This window comes from Streptomyces sp. NPDC046977, from assembly GCF_040644455.1.
Classification (GTDB): Bacteria; Actinomycetota; Actinomycetes; order Streptomycetales; family Streptomycetaceae; genus Actinacidiphila.
This window is the reverse complement of record NZ_JBEYWO010000015.1, coordinates 48,408-66,970: the sequence shown is the minus strand read 5'-3', so window position 1 is coordinate 66,970 and position 18,563 is coordinate 48,408. Positions and strand designations below refer to the sequence as shown.

Below are 18,563 nucleotides of genomic sequence, written 5' to 3'. Positions count from 1 at the left end.
CCCCTACGGGCCCCTAGGCGGTAAGCGGTTGACCTGGCCCTGGGTACAGCCGTTTGACGTGCGACTGCACCAGGATGCGCGGAGAGGGGAGGCAATTGCAAGAAAGAATGGAAACTGCGGCCGGAATTCCCGCGAGGCGTGTCCGCGGGTACGGGAAAATGGGCTTCAGGAACGCCTTCCGTTACCCGTGGACGTCCCTTCGCCCCGCGGCCCCGCCCCGCCCTCCGGGTCGCGTTCGAGGAACGGGGTCAGGAGCCCCGGCACGACCTCCTCGGCCAGGGCGAGCCCGTCGGTGACCCCGACGTCCCGGACCTTGTAGCAGCCGTCGCCCGCGGCGATCGTCGCGCCGAGGGTCAGCAGCCCCTTGCGGCGCTGGAAGGCGGTACGGGTGATCTTCCAGCCGATCACGCCGTCGCGCTGCACGGCGGCCGTGCGGCGCGCGAACGTGCCCGCGCGGACGACGAGATAGCGGTCGCGCAGGCCGTGACCCAGGGCGCGGTAGGCGTCGTGGGCGAGCGCCAGGACGACCGGCACTCCGAGGAGCGCGGTGATCCAGGCCGCGTGCACCACGGCGGGGCCGAGCCACGGCCCGAGCCCCAGGAGAACGGCCACGAGGGGCGCGAGGACCAGCAGTCCGCGGTTGATCCGCCGGCGCAGGGCGACCCGGGGATGCGCGAGGAACTGCGCAGTCTCCGTCGGGGACCGTCCCTCCGCGAGGACATCGGCGGCGACGCGCAGGGCCTCCTGCCGCGGAACGGCCGGGGTGAGGGAGCGCCGGCTGCGGTTCTCCTCGCTGCTGCCGAGGCCGCCGGCCACCGCGTCGAGGCGGGCGGCACCGGCCCGGCGCAGCGGCATCGGCTCGATGATCTCGACGCCGCGCAGCCGGCGGCGTTCCAGGGTGACGGAGCGGTGGACGAGCAGTCCGCGGTGGACCCGGTACGTGTCGTCCCCCTCCCGCTCCAGCCGGTAGCCGCTCCAGCCCTCCACGAAGGCGGCGGTGGACAGCGCCGCTCCGACGACGAGGAGGGCCACGACGGTCACGAGGATGCCGAACCACCAGGGCACGGAGCCGAAGCGGTCGCGGACGTACACGACGACGGCGAGGTCCAGGGGGTTGATCTTCATCTCGCCCAGGACGCGCGCGACGGTGCCGACCCCGGCGAGGACGGCGCCGAGCCCCCACAGGCTCAGCGGCGCGTAGCGGAGCCAGGCCCAGTCCAACTCGGCGACGAGGCGGTCGCCTTCCTCGCCGGATTCCGGTGTCCGCGATCCGGCGCCGGTGCGCCCGTGCGGGTCGAGCAGCAGCCGGCGCAGGTCCTCCGCGTGGCTCCGGGTGACGCCGCCCAGCCGCAGTTCCCGGCCGGAGGGGGAGCCCTGTCCGCCGGTGCCGATCCGCAGGGACGCGAGGCCGAAGAGGCGGTGCGAGGGCTTGGCGTGGATGTCGACGCTGCGGATCCGGTCGACGGGGAGCGAGCGGTGGCTGCGGAAGAGGAGGCCGGAGCGCAGTTCGACGCGGCCGTGCGCGACCCGGAAGCGGGTGGTGAGCAGCCGCATCGTGCCGATCCAGGTGATCACCAGGAAGGTGGTCAGCAGGGACCCGAGGGAGATGAGGGCCTGGAGGTTCGCGCCGGTCAGCAGCAGCGTGAGGGCGAACAGGGCGAGCGGCCCGCTGAGCATGCCGAGGTTGACCAGCAGCAGCCGGGGGCTGAGGCGGCGCCACCCGCCGTCCTCCGCGGAGGCCGCCCGCTCAACCCCTTGCGGGCTCACGCGGCGTCACCCGGTGTGGCCTGCGTGGCCTGTGTGAGGTGCTCGACGAGATCGCGGGCGATCCGCCGGTCGATCCCCTTGATCCGTACGGCGCCGGAGGACGACGCGGTGGTGACGGTCACTCCGGAGAGCCCGAAGAGCTGCTGGATCGGGCCGCGCAGCGTCTCCACCGTCTGCACGCGGGACAGCGGCACGACCCGCCAGGTCTGCCACAGCCAGCCGGACGCCGCGTAGACGGCTTGGTCCGTGACCTCCCAGCGGTGGACCCGGTAGCGCCAGAGCGGCATGACGGCCATGTACGCGACGCCGGGCACCAGGAAGGCCAGGAACAGCCAGACGAAGACGAACCGGGCGGGCGGGATGAAGAGGTACAGCGCTCCGAAGACCAGGGGCAGCGGGAGGGCGAACACGGCGGACTGGAGCGTCCACCAGCCCAGGGCGCGCCGGTCGACGCGGTGGCGCGGGGGCCTGAGCCCGACGTCGTGCGTGCTGTCCACTGCTTCCGCCTCCTCGGCCGGTCGCGGGCTCAGGCGGCCCCGGTGAGGCTCAGGTCGGACAGCCGCGCCGGGAGGTCCCGGCGCCGCTTCACGTGCAGCTTGCGGTAGATGCGGGTCAGGTGCTGCTCGACCGTCGACACGGTGACGTAGAGCTTGGTCGCGATCTCCCGGTTGGTGTGCCCGCGAGCGGCCAGCAGCGCCACGCGCGCCTCGGCCTCCGACAGCACCTCGGTCTCCTTGGGCGGTTCGGCCGCCTCTCGGCCGGTCGCCTCGGCGGGTTCGGTGCCGGCCTGGCCGCCGGGCATGAACTGCACGCACAGCGGCTCGGCGCCGCAGGCCTTGGCGACGTGCCAGGCCTTGCGGACGAGGATCCGGGCGCGGTTGAAGTCGCCGAGCGCCCGGTAGGCGCGGCCCAGTTCGCCCAGGGCCACGGCGAACTGCAGGCGGTCCTCGCCGACTTCCAGGATGTCCACGGCCTCGGTGAGGCGCTTGAGCCGGTACGTGAGGTCGCCTCCGGTGCGGGCGAGCATGAGCAGCAGCGCGCCGCGGGAGCGGCTGCCCTCGAGTCCGGTGTCACGCTGGCTCTGCTGTTCGGCGTACTCGCGGGCGCGTCCGGTGTTGCCGAGGGCCAGCCAGGCCTCGGCGGCGTCGAGCCGCCAGGGCACCAGTTCCACGGCGTCCATGTCCCATGCCTGCATCAGCTCGCCGCAGGTGAGGAAGTCGCGCAGTGCGGCGTGGTAGCGCCCGGTGGCCAGGTGGCAGCGGCCCCGCGCCCTGAGGTACTGCAGACCGAGGAACGTGGAGAACATCGCCTCGGGAACGGGCTGTTCGAGAAGGTTCATCGCCTCCTCGTGGTTGCCCATCTGGACCTCGGTCTCGATCAGGATGGCCAGCGGCAGCGCGATGCCGACGCCCCAGCTCTGCGTGCAGATCCGCGAGAGGGCCTGGCGGGCCTGGGCGGCCGCGCCGGGCAGGTCGCCCCGGCGCAGGGCGATCTCGGCGCGGACGACACCGAGCGCGGCGTGCCAGGCGGGGGCGTTGCGTGCGGAGCACTCGCCCAGCAGCCGTTCGCACCACGCGAGCGCCAGGTCGAGGCGGCCCGTGTAGATGAGGGTCAGCAGGGCGAAGACGAGGGGCTGGATGGTCCGGTCGCCCAGGTGGTAGCGCTGCAGGACCTGGGTGGCCTCCGCGACGGCGGCGTCCGTCCGGCGCTCCCGCAGGGTGGTCAGGACGGCGCCGGCGGCCTGGACGTAGGCGCAGTCCGCGGAGTCGTAGGGGGCCACCGCCGTCGCGACCGCCGTCGGCATGTGCGTACCGCCGCCGGGCCGTGCGGAACCGGACGGAGGGGTGTCGGTACCCGTCTCCATGTCCGCGTCCGCGAAGAGCGCGGTGAGCGGCGGGCTGATCGTCGTCAGCCAGGTCCGGGCGGTGGCGATGCTGGCCTGGGCATAGGCAGGGGCCGCGGAGGTCATCTGGTGCCGCAGGGCCTCGCCCGCGCCCTCGGTCTGTCCCATCCACACCAGCGCCGACACGGCCTGGATCACGTCCCGGTCGGCGAGCCGGCCCGCGGCGAGTTCGCGGCACAGCTGCCGCAGGTGGCTCTCGGCGGCCGCGGGGCTGCTGCGCCACACCAGGCTCACCAGGCGGGACTTGAGGGCGGCGCGCTGCGGACCCTCGGGGCAGGAGGCGACGGCCAGTTCCCAGCACTGCTGGGCGAGTTCGTCCTCGTCCTCGACGAGCGCGTACTCCGCGGCCTCCTTGAGGACGGGGATGGCCCACTCCTCGACGTTCTTGCGGGCGGCCACGAGGTGGCGGGCCACGTCGAGGGCGGCCGCGCCCTCGTGGTGGAGCAGCTTGGCGGCGCGCAGGTGCAGTGCGGACAGCGCGGCGGGCGGCGCCGCGTCCAGGACGGCTTCGCGGGCGGCCGGGGTGCGGAAGGCGCCCTTGTGGAGGACGCCGCAGCGTTCGAGGTCCTGCAGGGCCTGTTCGGTGGGCTTGACGTGCAGGTCGACGATGTGGCTGAGCTGGCCGGCGGAGCAGCCGTCGCCGAGGACGGCGACGCCGCGGGCGGCGGTCAGCATCTCGGGGTCGCCGCGGTGCAGGCAGTTGAGGACGGCCTGCTGGAAGGTCTCACCGGGGACGGCGGAGGTGCCGTCCTCCAGCAGTGCCTTCAGCAGCAGCGGGTTGCCGCCGGTCGTCCGGTGGATCTCGGGCGCGAGCCGGCCGACCGCCGCCTCGGGCAGGTGGTCGCCGAGGACCCCCGCGGTGCCCTCGGGGGTGAGCAGGCGGAGCCGGATGCTGGTGCAGTTGGGCTGGCGCTGCAGCTCGGCGTGGAAGGCGAGTTGGGCGGGTCGCAGCCGCACCGCCTCGGTGAGCACGATCAGCACCCGGGCCTGGCGCACCCGGCGGGCGAGGCAGAGCAGGAAGTGCAGGGAGAGCTCGTCGCCGTGGTGGACGTCGTCGACGGCGATGACGACGGTCCTGTTCCGGGCGAGTCGCAGCACCGCGGTGGACAGGTGCGGCATGATGCGCATGCCCGCCTCGGTGCCGTCCGCGGCCTGTGCCGTCTCCTCCGAGGCGGCGTCGAGCAGTTCGGTGGCGTAGGCGTGGACCTCCGGCGAGTGGTGGCCCGCGCTGTCGAGGATCCTGCGCAGGATGCCGAAGGGGAGAAAGCGTTCGGAGCGGGAACCGGAGGCTTCGAGGACCAGTGCGCCGGCGGAGATCGCCTCGTCGGTGAATCTCTCCAGAAGGCTCGTCTTCCCACTGGCGACAGCCCCGTTGATCACGGCGACCCGTCCCCGGCCGCGCATCGCGCTGCCGAGGAGTTCGCTCAGGGTGTCCAGCTGCTTCCCGCGCTCGAACAGCCTTGCCGACACGGAGTTTCCCCTCCCGCTACCACACGTCTACGGAGGACGTGACGACTGCGCGCCGTGCCGGTGGGCCCGTGCAGTGCCGTCCTGTCATCTGTGCACCGCGGGGCTCGTCCCAGGCCGTTGTGCGGCCCTGCCCCATACGGTCGTCCGCCAGGACATCGATGTCCGGCGGCTTTCCGCCCCCGCCGTCAGGCGGAGGCGGGCACTCGAACTCGCGGCCTGTCGGACGCGATCCCCCGTTGTGCCGAAGCGCTTGGTTCAGTTCGTCCGAGCGTCCGCGGTCAACCCCTCTGAAACAATTCTCATGATGCGCTCCTGATGGTTCGCCAAAAAGAAGTGACCCCCAGGGAAACAGTGAATTTCAAAATCACTGGTCGTGTGCTTTTCCCAGGACTCCGCCTCTTCGCGGGTCGTTCTCGGATCCGCTTCTCCGGTCAGCACCGTGATGGGCGTGCGCACGACGTCCTCCGGCGTGGCCCGGTAGTTCTCGATCGCGGTGTAATCGGTGCGAATTGCGGGCAGCACCATGCGGAGGATTTCCTCGTCCCCGAGAATCCTCGAATCCGTCCCGCTGAGTTCACGCATCTCCGCTACGACGCCGTCGTCGTCGCGCAGGTGCACCGTCTCGTGGCGGTGACTCGACGGCGCGCGGCGCCCGGAGGCGAAGATCCGCACGGGGGTGACACCGTGGTCGCGCTCCAGTCTCCGCGTGACCTCGAAGGCCAGGACCGCGCCCATGCTGTGCCCGAAGAAGGCCAGCGGCCGGTCGAGCCACGGCAGGAGTTCCCTGGTCAACTCGTCGGCATAGCGGGCCATGTCGGTGATGCCGGGTTCGTCCCTGCGGTCCTGGCGGCCGGGGTACTGCACCGAGAGCACGTCCAGCGCCGGAGCGAGCGCCTGCGACATCGGGAAGTAGAAGGAGGCCGAGCCGCCGGCGTGCGGCAGACAGACCAGTCGGACCTGGCCCCCCTCCGACGGGTGGTAGCGGCGGATCCAGCGACTCGAGGCCATGTTTTCTGCCAACTGACTGAAACTTTCCACTCAACGTCGGGACGCGATCGCGCGCTCGATGCCGCGACGGCATGAACACGTTTCCTTCACGGCGCCATGTCTAGCAGAGGCATCAAGCGGCGGAGTACCCCTAATCGGCACCCCTACATGCCCGAAACACCCCTGGCGGACAGATGGACGGCGAAGGGTGGCGACCCTGCGGGAAAAGGTGCCGGGTTCGGCGGATAAGAGGGTGTTTGAAGCAGGCGGAACGCCCGTGATGCCCGGATAAGGTCGCGCCGGGTCTGGGCGGGTCTCACCCGTTCTGCCCCGCGGCGACGCTGCCGGCCGAAGCGATATGGCACAGGGCCGCGGAGCCGGCGGTAAGGGTCTCCCGGTCGCGGGCAGGACGGCGACATATCACGATCCAACCGGTACTCCGCCGAACCCACGAATATCGGGTTTCGGCATTGTTGAATCCTTTTACTCGCTCCCGGGCGTCCGGCACGGACGTCGCGAAGCGATCAGGACCGGGCCGGCTTCGCGTGCGCCGCGGCGGCCCGGGCCCCGGGGCTCAGGATGCCCCGGGGACCGGGCCGCCGCGGGTCCCGCACGTCCGCGGAGTTCAGTCGTTCTCCGCGACCCGCTTGCCGAGGTCGAGTTCGACGCCGTCCGGCTTCTGCAGGCCGCGCTCGAAGAGACGACGGACGCGGTCCGCGTTCTCCGGCCGTCCCGCGGTCTGGAAGTAGGCCGACAACGCCGATCCGGCCTCCTCGTCGGAGATCGGGGCGCTCTCGTCGACGAGGGCCTTGATCCGGGCCACGGCGGTCTTGTCGAACCCCGCGATACGGCGGGCGAACGCGTCGACGAAGGCGTCCAGTTCGTCGTCGGGGACGACACGGTTGACATAGCCGTACTCGGCGGCCAGCTCGGCCGTGAAGTCGTCCGCCCCGAGCAGGATCTCCATCGCGCGGCCCCGGCCCACGAGCCTGCTCAGGCGCCCCGTCGCGTTGCCCCCGGGCACGGCGCCCACGCCGACCTCGAACTGCCCCAGGATCGCCTGGTGCCCGGCGAAGCGTATGTCCGTGGCCAGCACGAACTCGCTTCCCGCGCCGCGGACGCGGCCCTTGATCGCGGAGATCGTCACGGCCGGGACCTTGCCCAGGCGGACGAAGTTGTCCGCGTAGGGGTGGAGTCCCGTCGGGCCGGGCTTCATGGCGGCCACCCTGGCCCCGTCCGCCAGGAAGTCGAAGTGCGCCATGAAGAAGTCCGGGTTGTCGCTGCGGAAGACGACCACGGTCAGATCGGGCGCCTGCTCGATGCGGTCGACGAGAGCGGCGAGCTGCTCGATGGTGTCGACGTCGATGAGGTTGACCGGACCGTTGGAGAAGGTCACGTCCCAGTGGGACGGCGACACCTCGGTCACGTGGAACTGCTGTGTGTCTGACATGCGACGCAGACTAGCTGACTTTAAAAATGAAATCCAAGTCATGATCGACCGCGCCGTACGCGGAGCCGGGAGGCGCCATGGGCCGGGCCGGACCTCCGCCCAGCCCATGGCACCCGGCCGGGGGCGCTTGCCGCCCCCGGGCCGCGGACGTCCTACGGTGTGATGCGCAGGGCGTCCACCATCCCCACCGAGGTGCTGCGGTTGACGATGCGGATGGTGTGCGTTCCCCGGGTCAGTCCGGTGCGTTGCCAGACGGTCTGCTGCGCCTGGCGCGCGCCGGAGACCCGCAGGTCCACGGTCGCCTGGAGGGCACCGTCGAGATAGACGTCGACCGGCCCCATGTCGCCGTTGCGTTCGGAGATGTAGCCGACCCCCGTTCCGGTGAAGGTGTACTGGGCTACGGAGTTCACCGTCGTGCTGTGGTGGGTGTCGTCGTTGTAGTCGCCGTAACCCCGCCCGCTGGTGCCGTACCAGTTGCTGTCGTAGGTCAACTGACTGTCGTTCACCATGGGGTTGGGCGTCTGGGCCATGCCCAGGGTGGAGGTGGTGCCGCTCAGCGCCTTCTCCCCCTGGTTCGCGGTTCCGGTGAGGCGGACGGCGGTGTAGGACGACAGCGGCTTGGCGGTGCGCTCCACCACGTACACCCTGCCGGCGACCGTCGGCAGGTCGAACTCGGCGGCGCTCGTGGTGAGCGCCGTCGTGCCGCCGGTGACGTCGCGGACCCTCACCTGCTGGGTCCCCCACGGGTTCACGACCCGCGTCGTCTTCCCGTACAGGCTCTTGATGCCGATGTACTTCACCTCGCCGGCCTCACGCTCGGAGCTGACGGTGAAGCCGCCCTTGGCGAGCAGGGTGAAGCGTCCCGTGAACGAGGAGTCGCTCGGCACCGCCGGGAACACCCGGATCTTGTCGTTGTAGGACTGGAGCAGCGACTCGTTGAGGGCCGCGAGGTGCACCCCGAGGTACTCGAAGACGCCGTTGGTGTTGTCGGTCATGCCGTTGGGATACGTCTGGTACTTGCGGAGCATCGTCTTCATGCCCTGGTACGCCTGGTCGCCCAGCCCCAGTCGGGCCGCCTGCACGGCGTCGTTGGCCCAGACGTTGCCGTACGGGAAGGGACGGGCGTTGAAGGTGTTCACGGCCTTCTGCTGGTCCGGGGCGCCGATGCCGGTCCGGTCGTAGGGCCAGATGAGTTCGGCCGCCACGTTCTCCCCGTTGCGGGTCTGGGCGAGCGGCGGGGTGTGCGGCAGGTAGACGTCCGCGGTGGACGGGTAGGCGATCAGGTTGTCCACGATCCGCTGCCACTGCGGCCGCAGGTCCGCGTCCAGGCCCAGGGACTGGGACGTGCTGATCGCGAGGGGGAACAGGGTGCGCACCGCGGCGAGGTCGGTGATCGCGTTCTGCACGTTCCAGTACGTCTCGTGCGCGTTCGAACTCGCGACGTAGTACTTCCCGGACGCGGAGTCGAAGGACAGCTTCGCGGCATAGAACTTCACCACGTCCCGCATGAACGGGTAGGCGGTGTTCCGCAGGTAGGCGGAGTCGTTGGTGTACGCGTACTGGAGGTACATGTTGTACGCGGCCTCGGTGCCCGTCGACCAGATGTTCTTCGTGAAGTCGCTGTTGACGGTGCCGCGGGCGTTGCCGTCCCAGCCCATGGTCTCCGGCACCCACAGCCCGTCGACGCCGTAGCGGGTCCCGGTGTACGCCTTCAGCGCCGCCGCGTTGCCGCTGTAGAGGCGGTTGAAGCCGGCCATCAGGTCGGCGTGGTTGGAGGCGAGGAAGGAGTTGTAGACATCGCGCTGGTTCCAGAACCAGTACGCGTTGCTCCACTTGGTCTGGTCACCGGTGGCCCGGAAGACGCCGTTGATGAAGTGGAACGGATTGGTCCCGTATCCGCCGGCGGCGATCATGTACGTGCTCAGGTAGTAGATGTTCTCCAGGTAGTCCGCGTCCCCGGACAGCCCCGAGTACTGCACGAACGACTTGCCCCAGAAGTTGTGCCACCAGGACGTGTAGTCGCCGAGCGTCGCGCTGTAGCCGCGGCTCTTGGCCGCCGCCAGTGCGCGCTTGGCCTCGGTCACCGAGTCGTGCGAGGGCGCGTTGAGCCGGGTACTGGCGGTGAACCAGATGGTGTAGCTGCGGGACGGGGTGATCGACAGGCGGACGGTCCGGCCGTCGACGACCCGTGTGCTGTAGGCCGCCCCCTCCACCGTGGCCGCCAGGGTGTAGCCGAAGTTCTGCGGGTCGGACTGGCCGCGGCTGATTCCGGCGCCGGTGGAGTCGGCGTACGTGGAGACCGTCTTCCAGGTGGTGAGGTTGGGCACGTCACCGCTGTTGCCCAGCTGGGAGACGTCCCACAGGCCCAGGTCGAGGTTGACGGCGGAGACCCCGGAGCGCGAGTCCTCGACGTGCACGCCCATGACCTCGGAGTTCGGCACGCCCATGACCGTCACCGTGCGGTTGGCGTCGTAGGAGGTGGTCAGGGTTCCGTCGTAGAGCGAGAGGCGTTGCTGATAGGTGCTGTAGCCGCTCTCGAGCGCCGGGGTCGTGGACAGGTTGAGCAGTCCCGCCCCGAACGCCGTCTGCTGCGAGGTGTCGACGCCGGACACCTGCATGGTCAGCCCGTTGTTCTGCCAGGCCATCGCACCCGTACGGCCGTTGCCGACGGTCAGCCCGTGCAGGGGGTTGGTGGTGGGCCGGTTGTAGACGAGGTCGTGCTTGGACATGTAGGCGGCGCGATCCACGTTCAGGGCTCCGGCGGCGGAGTCGAACGCGGCCTCCGTCGGTGCGGCCGCGGCCGGAGCCGACAGCCCGACGGCGGTCGCGGTCATGATGCAGACGGCTGCGAGCGCCGCTCGCACAAGTCTGCGCAGTCTCATCGAATGTCCTCCCTGCTGGTCATGGGGGTGCGCCGACCGGCGCCCTGAGAGCCTGGGACGGGGGTGCGACCGGCCGACGTGGAGCGTGATTGATCGGATGACTTGCTGGGACTGCTTCTCCGGCGCCCTCGCTCCCCGTGCCGTACGAGGGCATGGTGAAGCGGCGCGCCGGGCGGGACATGTAGCGGAAAGAGCAGAGCAAGGCGCATGAGGCCGTTCGCTCTCGAAGCGCCTGCGACAAGCGGAATGACGGCGTGCGGGTACGTCACGGCGTTGGCATGGCCGTGCCACAGGAAGTGAACATCGGATGTCTTGGCGGGTCAACACTCGGCGCAAAATCAAAGGGGAAGCCGCCTCCCCGCCGGAAAACACGGAAGGCGTCGCGGCATGCGATGTACTGGCGGTACTGTCAGTACATGACGAGTACCAAGGGCATGAACGTCCCCTTCACCGACGACGACGAGCTCGACCAGGTGCGACGCGCGGCGGCGGCCGCCGGCCTGCCCACCCGCGAGTTCATCCGGCAGGCGGCGCTCATCCAGGCCAACGCCGTCCCGACCGCGTTCCTGGAAGCCGCGATGGAAGCGCACGCCAAGGTGAAGGACGCGTTCGCCGAGATCCTGCCGGAGGACGGCCGTCCGAACGAGGCGTACCGCGCCGCGGACGCCGAGGCCGGCCGCCGCCTGGCCGAGCTCGACACCGACGACCAGGCGCACGGGACCGCCGCGTGAGCCGTCCCGACGCAGTGATCTACGCCGACGTCCCGATGCTGCTGCAGGTCGCCGAGCACATCACGGGCGACCCGCAGGTCGACGACCTGGGCATCCTCCCGGCCGCGGTCGCCCGGCACCGCTCGGAGGCCATGCGGCGCGAGATCTACGGCTCGATCTGGCTCAAGGCCGCCGCGCTGCTCCACACCCTGGCCAGGCTCCCGGCCCTGGAGCACTCCAACGGCCAGTTCGGGTGGCTCGCCGCGGTCGCGTTCCTCCGCGTGAACGGCCACACCCTGACGTACGAGCCGAAGGACGCCGCGATCCTGGTCCGCGACGTCATCGCCGGCGAGGCACCCGTCCGCCGGATCGCCCTCCAGCTCCGCCAGTGGGACACCACCTGAAAACCCGCCGGCCGCTCCCGTCCCGCGAGTCGTCCACGGCCCCAGTGGTGCCATGAATGACAGCCCGAAGAACGTCGCAGCCATCCTGCGCGTCCCGCGACGCGGCGGGTACCGGCACGAAGACACGCCTTCGCCGCGCGATGCACGCATTACCGACCTGGTACGGACGCTTCGCGCGGAACGGGACTATGCCCGTACGGCTGCCGCAATAGAAGGCCTGGGAGAGACCCTCCTTCTCGCATTCAGTGAACGCGTCGCCGTCCAGGCCGTACGGCGGTGTGACGCGACAGCTGTCGAAGACGGGTTGAGGGCTGCGGCACTGGCCTCCGCCGTTGACGATCCGCGGAACATCGCCATCGCCCAGGCACTTCTGTGGCACAGCACAGAGATCCTCGCGAACCCTGCCGAGGATCTGTTCCGCGGCGTGGCACGTCAGGCGGGCCGCTTCGGTACTTTGCTGAGCCAGTTCGCCGACAGGCACCCGAGAGACAGGACCATCCAGGCAATGGGCTATTCAGCACAAGGGCAAGGCGAGATGTTCTCGTACCGCTGCGACTGGTAGGCCACGGCGGCTGTACAGCCACGTCCGGAAGCCGCGGTACCTGCGCCGCTCACCGCGCACGCGCGAGCAGTCCGACGGCGAGCTCGCGCAGCTCTTCGTCCTCGTCCGGGCGGGCGACCCGGTGCGGCGAGCGGGCGCATGCGTCCAGCAGGGGCAGGAGTTCCGGCGGCGTGATCCCGATGTCTGTGAGGGTGCGCAGCGCTTCCAGGCGGTGCCACGCGCGGTCGTCGGCGTGGGGCTCCCTGTCGGGTACGGCCAGTTCGACCAGCAGGGGAAGCACCGGACCGGGATCCGCGGTGATGCGCCAGTAGGCGTCGGCCGCCTCCGCACGCCCCAGGCCGCCCCGCCCGGCGAACAGTCCCCGAACCTGTGCGGCCAAAGGTGTCCCCAGGGACCCGAGCCTGCCGGCCCGGGGCAGGATCCACTCCGGCGAGTCCCCCGCCAGCAGCTCGCGCAGCAGACCGATCGCGGCTCCGGGCCAACCGGTGAGCAGCGCGTGGGAAACGGCGGCGGTGGCACGCACCGCCTCCCTCTCGTGGTCGCGTCGGGCCGCCGCGAGGCGGTCCAAGGTGGCGTTGTCGACAAGGTCCGGATCGAGGGTGCCCAGGAGCTGGGCCGCGCTGAACGTGGGGCGGGCCCGGAACGCCTCGGCGATGTGGGCGGCGTAGGTGCGGGCGGTGGCCGGGGTGAGTGCGTCGAGCAGGGCCGGGGCGCCTTGGGGCAGGTGTTCCTCCAGAGCCCGGTGCAGGACGGGTGGAAGGTTCGGCTCGTGGTGGGTGACCAGTGCGGCGATCGCCTCGTCGGTGGGGACAGCGCCGGCTTCCAGCAGCCGCAGATCGCCGCAGTGCCCGAGCGCGAGCTGTGCCGAAGCGGCGGCTTCGGGTGCGTCACGGCATGCCTGGGCCAGCAGCATGTCCCGTACCTGCGGGCCCGGATCGCCGGCACGGGGCATCCAGTCGGCGAGCTGTTGCAGCAGCCAGGCTTCGCGTGCGGGTGCCATCCACTGGTCGTGGGTCACTGGGCGCGAGAGCGGCACCGCGCGGGCCAGGGCGGCCGCGATCCGGGAGTCCTGGTCGCGCCAGGTCTCGCCCACGTCATCAGCCAGGTGGGAGCCGCGGTAGTCCACGTCGCCCGCCGCGATCCAGGCCTCGGCCACGGTGAGCGCCGCCTGCGGGTCCTGGACCAGCACGTCCCCGAGCCGGGCGTCGGGCGGTCCGGGGGACGGAAAGGGTTCCAGGCGCCCTGTTGCCCAGTAGCAGCCCAGGTCCCTGGCGCCGTCCACGGCAACGATGTTCACCAGCGCGGCCGGGAACGGCCGCTGCGCGCGTTCCAGTCCGAGCTGGGCTGCGGACAACCGGACTTCGGGCGCGTCGTCCGCGAGTGCCCTGGCTTCCCTGCATCGCACGGCGTCCTGGTCCGGATCGGTCACGGCCAGGGCGGTCATGGCGTCGGCCCGGGTCCATGCATCCGGATCATGTGCGGACAGGTCGCTCAGGGTGGCCCGAACGGCTGGATCGAGCGGCTGCGGGGCGACCACGGTCAAGCGGATCGCCTGTTGCCGCACCGCGCTGTCGGGATCGGTCAGGCACGTGATCAGCGCAGGTAGTTCGGCCACGACCGCGGCTCGCAGCCGCTCACTGAGAGGGTCGCGCTCGGCCCCCTCCTCGGGATCCCCGGCGAGACGGGTCAGCACGTGCAGGAGGCCTGCCCGGTGAAAATCCCTGTGCAGGGCAAGGTGCGCGAGGAAGGGGACGGCCGCGACCGTCGCCGGGTGGATCGACCCCTGATGGTTGATGTGGTTGACGAGCTCGCCGATCACCGACTCGCCGTCCTCGGTCTCCGGATCCTGTTCCGCGTACAGCGCGCGGATCCATACGGGCACCTCGCCGGCCGGACCGTACGCGTCCTTCAGGGCGGACCAGTCCACCATGCCGAGTTCCTCGGGGGGGCTCATGACGGCAAAACCTACCGGCAGGCTCTGACAACGCCCCTGCCCGCGGGATCAAGGCACGAAGGGCTTGGTCCCTGCCTCCTGCTCAGCAGATGAGCACCAGCCGGCGGTGAGCGGTCGACTTCGATATCCCCGAGCACGGCGGCAGAGCCCGCCACGCGCACCCGATGGCCAATGCGCGTACCCCGCCCCATGAACTGCTCAACGTCCGCCGCGGCCGCTCGATTTGCGCATCACCCGGCATCGCCTAAGGGCTGTCCCGGAATGCGGTGCCGGGCTGTCACGCCCCTGCCTCAGGGTGGGGCGTCGGCTGTTGGCCTCGGCGCTTGCGTTCGACGCCCGCCCCGGGAAGAGTTTCATCCGGCGGACGCCCTTCGGGGCGATGTCGTGCGAGATGGGGCAGGGGCGGAGGGATGTGCGTAATGGATGCGGCAGCCAAGGAGGCTGCCGTCGCTTGGTTCCTCCGCGAGTATCCGCAGATAGAGCAAGCTGAATGCGGCCACCCGGCGCTGCTGGGCTGCGCCGATGTCGCTTGGTCGCAGATTCCGGGGTGTCCTGCCGGGATCCCGGTCCTGCTCCGCGGTCTCCTCGATCAGATAGCCGGCCCCGAGGCCCTGCGCACGCTGGACAACGTCTTGATGAACAGCGTCTTTCACGTGAGCGCCGCGATGTCAGCCGCCCTGCCCTTCCTGATCCGTCTGGCAGCCCTCCCTGACATCGCGGTGCGTTCCGGCCTGGTCGACCTCTTGGTCGTTGCCGCGGAGCTGTCTCAACCTGTCGACGCGGACAACGAACGCCAGGTCCTGTTGCTCGGCAACGAATGCGATCACCCGGAACGCGAATGGTGCAGGGCCGCCTTCGCCGCACACGCTTCTGCGCTGCGCGCGTTGTTGGCGGACGAGACTCTTCCGGACGGACTGATCAGCGCGGACGACCGCGAGTGCCTGCTCAGCGCTGTTGAGCCGCAGAGATACCTCTTCTCCTAACTACCCGCAGGCCAGCACGGGTGCGGTGCGTGAAAAGATCTTGTGGTGCCTGGTGTGATCACAGCGTCGAACCCGTCCTGGACAGCCCCGTTCGCTGGGCTGAGCCCGCGTCAGTTTGGCAAGCTGATCACCGCGCTGCGCCGCGAAGGAGCGGATGCGGTCCGTAGAGGACGACCGTGGAGCCTGCCGTTGGAGGACCGGGTTTTGCTGGTTGTCGCGTACTGGCGGACGAACCTGACCTTGCGGCAGCTCGCCCCGCTGTTCGGGGTCTCCAAGTCGGCGGTGGACCGCATCATCAATCACCTCGGGCCAAAACTCGCGCTCCAGCCCCGCAAGCGGTTTGCCAAGGCCGCAGAGTGCCCACATGCCGCAGGAAAGCATGGACTGCAGATGTGACGGCCGGGCTGTCCGAACCGCTGCGCCACGGGGGGGTTTGACCCCTCGAAACCTGCGCTCTGGGTCGCTGAGGGGCTTCTGATGTACTTGACTCGCGAGGCCACGGACCGGCTGATGGCGGAAATTACTGGTCTTTCTGCGCGCGGCAGTGCGATGGTGAGCGAGTACTTCGTTCGCGTCTGGAGGAACGAGGATGTTCAGTACGACGCGTTGGACGAGGAGGAGAAGGCGGCTTGGAACTTGTTGACGAACGTCTTCCGCTACGGTCCCGTCGACGACAACCCCGATAAGTGGCTCGCTTCGCACAGCTGGGCTCCGACAGAAGTCACGACTCTCACGGAGGAGAGCCGCAAGGAAGGCCACGCCATTCCAGATGATTTCGGGCGTCCCGGCGCGAACGATGTCTGGCTCTTCTCCGGTGTACAGGGGCGGAGTCATACGCGGCCCTTTGAGGACTCAGCATGAACTCTGCGTTCGTTGCCATCCCGGGTGCCTGGCATGGCGGGTGGGCCTGGCGTCCCGTGGCCGAGCGGCTGCGCGCGGCCGGGCGCCACGTTGTGTGCCTCACTCTTCCTGGTCTGGGGGACGGTGACGACCCGGCCGGCCACGACCTTCAGACGTTCCATTCCGCCCACGCTGGAACGCGTGCAAGAAATGCTCATGCAGGACGTCGACGTGAGCACGCAGCGACTGGTCGCCGATCTGCTGACACCACAGCCTGGAAACTACTTTCTGGACGCCCTCGACGTCCCCACTGTTCCGGAGCTCGGCATACCTGCCCTGTACATCCTCGGCGAGGACGATCGCGCGCTTCCGAGGCCAGGTGCCGAGTTCGCGGCGCGACTTGGATTGGAGCCTGTCATGGTTCCTGGAACGCACGAGGGTATGCTCACCCACCCCGACGAGGTCGCAACAGCGATCCTGAGCCGATAACGAAGCCGAGGCCGCCGTCACCGCCTCCTGCATCACGACCGCGCCGGAGGCTCTGCTGACAGCAGTCGCCGGCCTGCTCGCCGGTGAGGCGAAACCCCGTGCACAGTTTCCCCGCGCCGAACTCGAAGCCCTCAGGCGCATCTGGCGCGCGGGACAACGGGCCCGGACAGCCTGAGCCCGTACGGCACGATCTGCGTCACGCCCATACCTCTCTGGCTGACACACTGTCACCACCCTTCGGCCGCCCGCAATCCCTGGAGCTCCCCACACATGCTGCACGCAGTCTTCGACGGCCACGGACGCTTCATCGCCATCGCCTTATTGCTGACCCTCGCGACCATGGCGGCCACCTACACGTGGGCACGCCGCGGTCATCATCCCCGTCCGTGGACGACCAGTTGCTTCACCGGCAGCACCGCCGCCGTCCTGCTGCTCACCTTCTGGGGATCAGGCAGCGGGTACGTGGGGAACTGCACGATCAGCCGCCAGGTGAGTGAGGCTTTCCTCAACGACCAAGGGCTGCTCAATGTCGCCTTGTTCGTCCCTCTGGGCTTGTTCGGCGCCCTCGCCCTCCGGCAGCCCGTCGCCGTGGCCCTGGGAGCCGGTGCGCTGAGCCTGACCATCGAGGTCGTCCAGGGCACCGTCCCCGTGGTGGCGCGTACCTGCGACAGCTCGGACTGGGTGGCCAACTCCACTGGCGCGGCTCTGGGCGCGGCCCTGGGCTGGGGATTGACGGCTGCGGCCGCCCGCATGCGCGTCCCGGCCTGGCGCGGAAATCCCCGGCCGTTCGCCTGGTCCCTCGCAGGCGTGCTCGCCGTCGACGCGCTGGCCGGATTCCTGCTCATGAAGCTGTTCTTCGTCGACGCCACGAGCGTGCAGTACGGCAGCGCCGAGATGCGCAAGGCCGCCGAAGCCCGGACCCGCGAGGCCTTCGGGACCCGGCTCACCGTAGGGAAAGTGCAGTACGTTCCCGGGAGCAAGTTCGTCGTAGCCGTGATAGGCAAGGGCTCGATCATGCTGAACTGGCCCGACGACGGAGACTTCAGCGCCGACTTCATGCCGTACCAGGAGGGCGTGGACTCCTCTCTCGTCAGCTCCATCACGGTCGTGGACGGCCTCCGCGCCCCGAAGAGCGCCCAGGACGCCCGCACGATCGCCACCTACTACGTGCGGCAGCACTTTCCTTGGGCGTTGCCCGGCTCGCGGGTCGAGAGCCGCCCGGTCGTCGACGGCGGGCCGGGGTGGAACGTCAGCTGGCGGCGTACCGTCCACGGCGTGCTCATGCCCATGCGTCTCGACGTGAAGATCGACAGCACGGGCCGGCTCTTCGCCATCCGCGTGCGGGAGGTCGCCGACCCCGTCGATGTGCCGGCTCCCCAGCTCACCGAGCCCCAGGCAAGGGCTGCCGCCCGCCGCAGTCCGGACCTCAACCTGACCCCGGACATCACCATCGGCAAGGGCACCCTCGCCCTCGCGGACCAGGAGGGGACGTGGCACACCGTCTGGCAGTTCCCCGTCGGAATCGGTGACGGCACGGAACAGGTCATCGGAATCGACTCCACCACCGGGCACTCCGTTCCGCTTCGCTCTCAGGACGGCGGCTGACCATGGGCCGGCGTGTGGCGCACCGGTGCCGAACGGCCCGGCGCGCCTCACACTGTCGTGCCGCCGGGTCATGGCGTACCGACCCGGCGGCGGCCCGTCAGGTCCAGCCGTCGTGCGACCACTTCTGGCAGCCGTTGACGGTGCCCGCGTGCAGCATCTTGCCGCGCGTCTCGGTGCCGTACCCGCCGTCCTGCGCGGCGCCGATGGCCTTCTGGACCGAGATCAGTGCGCTCCTGGTCGCCGGGCCGAAGTCCCCGTCGAGCGAGAGGCTCTTGCCGTAGCACCGGTTCATCGAGTACTGCAGCGCGCGGACCGCTTCGCTGTTGTCGCCCTGCTCGAGAAAACACGTCGAGCTTCCGGACGAGGTGCCGGGCACTTCGAGCCACAGCCCGCTCACACCGGTCGCCTTCACATTGGAGGTGCAGATCGAAGCGGAGGCGGCAGCGACGGCGGTCGTGGGAGCCGCGGCGGCGAAGCCGCCCGCGGCCAGTACCAACGCGACGGCGGGGAAAGCGTGTCGTATCCGGGCCAGCCTTGTTGAGGCCATGAGACTCCAA

General features: G+C 69.9%; 15 protein-coding genes and 1 pseudogene. 8 read left to right on the top strand and 8 right to left on the bottom strand.

Going from position 1 to position 18,563, the window contains the following annotated elements; genetic code table 11:
- Positions 1-165 precede the first annotated feature (165 nt).
- The 6 genes from ABZ883_RS22760 to ABZ883_RS22735 form a co-directional block, all read right to left on the bottom strand.
- Positions 166-1,767 (bottom strand): PH domain-containing protein, encoded by a 1,602-nt coding sequence (locus ABZ883_RS22760; RefSeq protein ID WP_360908782.1) that lies wholly within the window; start codon positions 1,765-1,767, stop codon positions 166-168.
- Positions 1,764-2,264, bottom strand: coding sequence for a PH domain-containing protein (locus ABZ883_RS22755; RefSeq protein ID WP_360908780.1), 501 nt, complete (start codon positions 2,262-2,264; stop codon positions 1,764-1,766). The genes ABZ883_RS22760 and ABZ883_RS22755 overlap by 4 nt, the downstream gene beginning before the upstream one ends.
- 29 nt (positions 2,265-2,293) lie before the next feature.
- Complete coding sequence (locus tag ABZ883_RS22750; protein ID WP_360908778.1) at positions 2,294-5,140, bottom strand: AAA family ATPase; 2,847 nt, start codon at positions 5,138-5,140, stop codon at positions 2,294-2,296.
- Positions 5,141-5,395: 255 nt separating this feature from the next.
- On the bottom strand, positions 5,396-6,148 hold the full coding sequence (locus tag ABZ883_RS22745) for an alpha/beta fold hydrolase (protein WP_360908804.1): 753 nt from the start codon (positions 6,146-6,148) through the stop codon (positions 5,396-5,398).
- Between the two features lie 604 nt (positions 6,149-6,752).
- On the bottom strand, positions 6,753-7,577 hold the full coding sequence (locus tag ABZ883_RS22740; RefSeq protein WP_360908776.1) for an enoyl-CoA hydratase/isomerase family protein: 825 nt from the start codon (positions 7,575-7,577) through the stop codon (positions 6,753-6,755).
- A gap of 152 nt (positions 7,578-7,729) precedes the next feature.
- Positions 7,730-10,459: a glycoside hydrolase family 95-like protein gene (locus tag ABZ883_RS22735; protein ID WP_360908774.1), complete on the bottom strand. Its 2,730-nt coding sequence runs from the start codon at positions 10,457-10,459 to the stop codon at positions 7,730-7,732.
- 416 nt (positions 10,460-10,875) lie between these two features.
- Between ABZ883_RS22735 and ABZ883_RS22730 the strand changes: the two genes are divergently transcribed.
- The 3 genes from ABZ883_RS22730 to ABZ883_RS22720 are packed head-to-tail and all read left to right on the top strand — an operon-like array spanning position 10,876 to position 12,135.
- A complete protein-coding gene (locus ABZ883_RS22730) occupies positions 10,876-11,190 on the top strand; it encodes a hypothetical protein (protein WP_360908771.1) in 315 nt (104 codons plus the stop codon).
- Positions 11,187-11,573, top strand: coding sequence for a fic family toxin-antitoxin system, toxin component (locus ABZ883_RS22725; RefSeq protein ID WP_360908769.1), 387 nt, complete (start codon positions 11,187-11,189; stop codon positions 11,571-11,573). Before ABZ883_RS22730 ends, ABZ883_RS22725 begins: the two co-directional genes overlap by 4 nt.
- A gap of 52 nt (positions 11,574-11,625) precedes the next feature.
- Positions 11,626-12,135: a hypothetical protein gene (locus tag ABZ883_RS22720; protein WP_360908767.1), complete on the top strand. Its 510-nt coding sequence runs from the start codon at positions 11,626-11,628 to the stop codon at positions 12,133-12,135.
- A gap of 49 nt (positions 12,136-12,184) precedes the next feature.
- Here the strand turns inward: ABZ883_RS22720 and ABZ883_RS22715 are convergent, their stop codons facing one another.
- Positions 12,185-14,089, bottom strand: coding sequence for a hypothetical protein (locus ABZ883_RS22715; protein WP_360908765.1), 1,905 nt, complete (start codon positions 14,087-14,089; stop codon positions 12,185-12,187).
- A gap of 419 nt (positions 14,090-14,508) precedes the next feature.
- Here ABZ883_RS22715 and ABZ883_RS22710 point away from each other — a divergent pair, with 419 nt between their 5' ends.
- From ABZ883_RS22710 to ABZ883_RS22690, 5 genes and pseudogenes are all read left to right on the top strand, one after another.
- Positions 14,509-15,072, top strand: a complete 564-nt coding sequence (locus ABZ883_RS22710; protein WP_360908764.1) for a hypothetical protein — start codon at positions 14,509-14,511, stop codon at positions 15,070-15,072.
- 45 nt (positions 15,073-15,117) lie between these two features.
- Positions 15,118-15,420 (top strand): annotated as a pseudogene (locus tag ABZ883_RS22705) (transposase family protein); the annotation flags it as partial.
- A 129-nt stretch (positions 15,421-15,549) separates the two neighbouring features.
- Positions 15,550-15,933: a hypothetical protein gene (locus tag ABZ883_RS22700; RefSeq protein ID WP_360908762.1), complete on the top strand. Its 384-nt coding sequence runs from the start codon at positions 15,550-15,552 to the stop codon at positions 15,931-15,933.
- 180 nt (positions 15,934-16,113) lie between these two features.
- A complete protein-coding gene (locus ABZ883_RS22695) occupies positions 16,114-16,401 on the top strand; it encodes an alpha/beta hydrolase (RefSeq protein ID WP_360908760.1) in 288 nt (95 codons plus the stop codon).
- A 270-nt stretch (positions 16,402-16,671) separates the two neighbouring features.
- Positions 16,672-18,006 (top strand): VanZ family protein, encoded by a 1,335-nt coding sequence (locus tag ABZ883_RS22690; RefSeq protein ID WP_360908758.1) that lies wholly within the window; start codon positions 16,672-16,674, stop codon positions 18,004-18,006.
- 97 nt (positions 18,007-18,103) lie between these two features.
- On the opposite strand, the gene ABZ883_RS22685 is transcribed toward ABZ883_RS22690, so the two are convergent.
- Positions 18,104-18,553 (bottom strand): peptidoglycan-binding domain-containing protein, encoded by a 450-nt coding sequence (locus ABZ883_RS22685; protein ID WP_360908756.1) that lies wholly within the window; start codon positions 18,551-18,553, stop codon positions 18,104-18,106.
- Between the last annotated feature and the right edge of the window lie 10 nt (positions 18,554-18,563).

What these genes read in the sequence shown, in the direction of transcription:
- ABZ883_RS22745 (WP_360908804.1), bottom strand. Translation starts at nt 6,148, where the DNA reads ATGGCCTCGAGTCGCTGGATCCGCCGCTACCACCCGTCGGAGGGGGGC.
- ABZ883_RS22740 (WP_360908776.1), bottom strand. Translation starts at nt 7,577, where the DNA reads ATGTCAGACACACAGCAGTTCCACGTGACCGAGGTGTCGCCGTCCCAC.
- ABZ883_RS22735 (WP_360908774.1), bottom strand. Translation starts at nt 10,459, where the DNA reads ATGAGACTGCGCAGACTTGTGCGAGCGGCGCTCGCAGCCGTCTGCATC.
- ABZ883_RS22730 (WP_360908771.1), top strand. Translation starts at nt 10,876, where the DNA reads ATGACGAGTACCAAGGGCATGAACGTCCCCTTCACCGACGACGACGAG.
- ABZ883_RS22720 (WP_360908767.1), top strand. Translation starts at nt 11,626, where the DNA reads ATGAATGACAGCCCGAAGAACGTCGCAGCCATCCTGCGCGTCCCGCGA.
- ABZ883_RS22715 (WP_360908765.1), bottom strand. Translation starts at nt 14,089, where the DNA reads ATGAGCCCCCCCGAGGAACTCGGCATGGTGGACTGGTCCGCCCTGAAG.
- ABZ883_RS22710 (WP_360908764.1), top strand. Translation starts at nt 14,509, where the DNA reads ATGGATGCGGCAGCCAAGGAGGCTGCCGTCGCTTGGTTCCTCCGCGAG.
- ABZ883_RS22700 (WP_360908762.1), top strand. Translation starts at nt 15,550, where the DNA reads ATGTACTTGACTCGCGAGGCCACGGACCGGCTGATGGCGGAAATTACT.
- ABZ883_RS22690 (WP_360908758.1), top strand. Translation starts at nt 16,672, where the DNA reads ATGCTGCACGCAGTCTTCGACGGCCACGGACGCTTCATCGCCATCGCC.
- ABZ883_RS22685 (WP_360908756.1), bottom strand. Translation starts at nt 18,553, where the DNA reads ATGGCCTCAACAAGGCTGGCCCGGATACGACACGCTTTCCCCGCCGTC.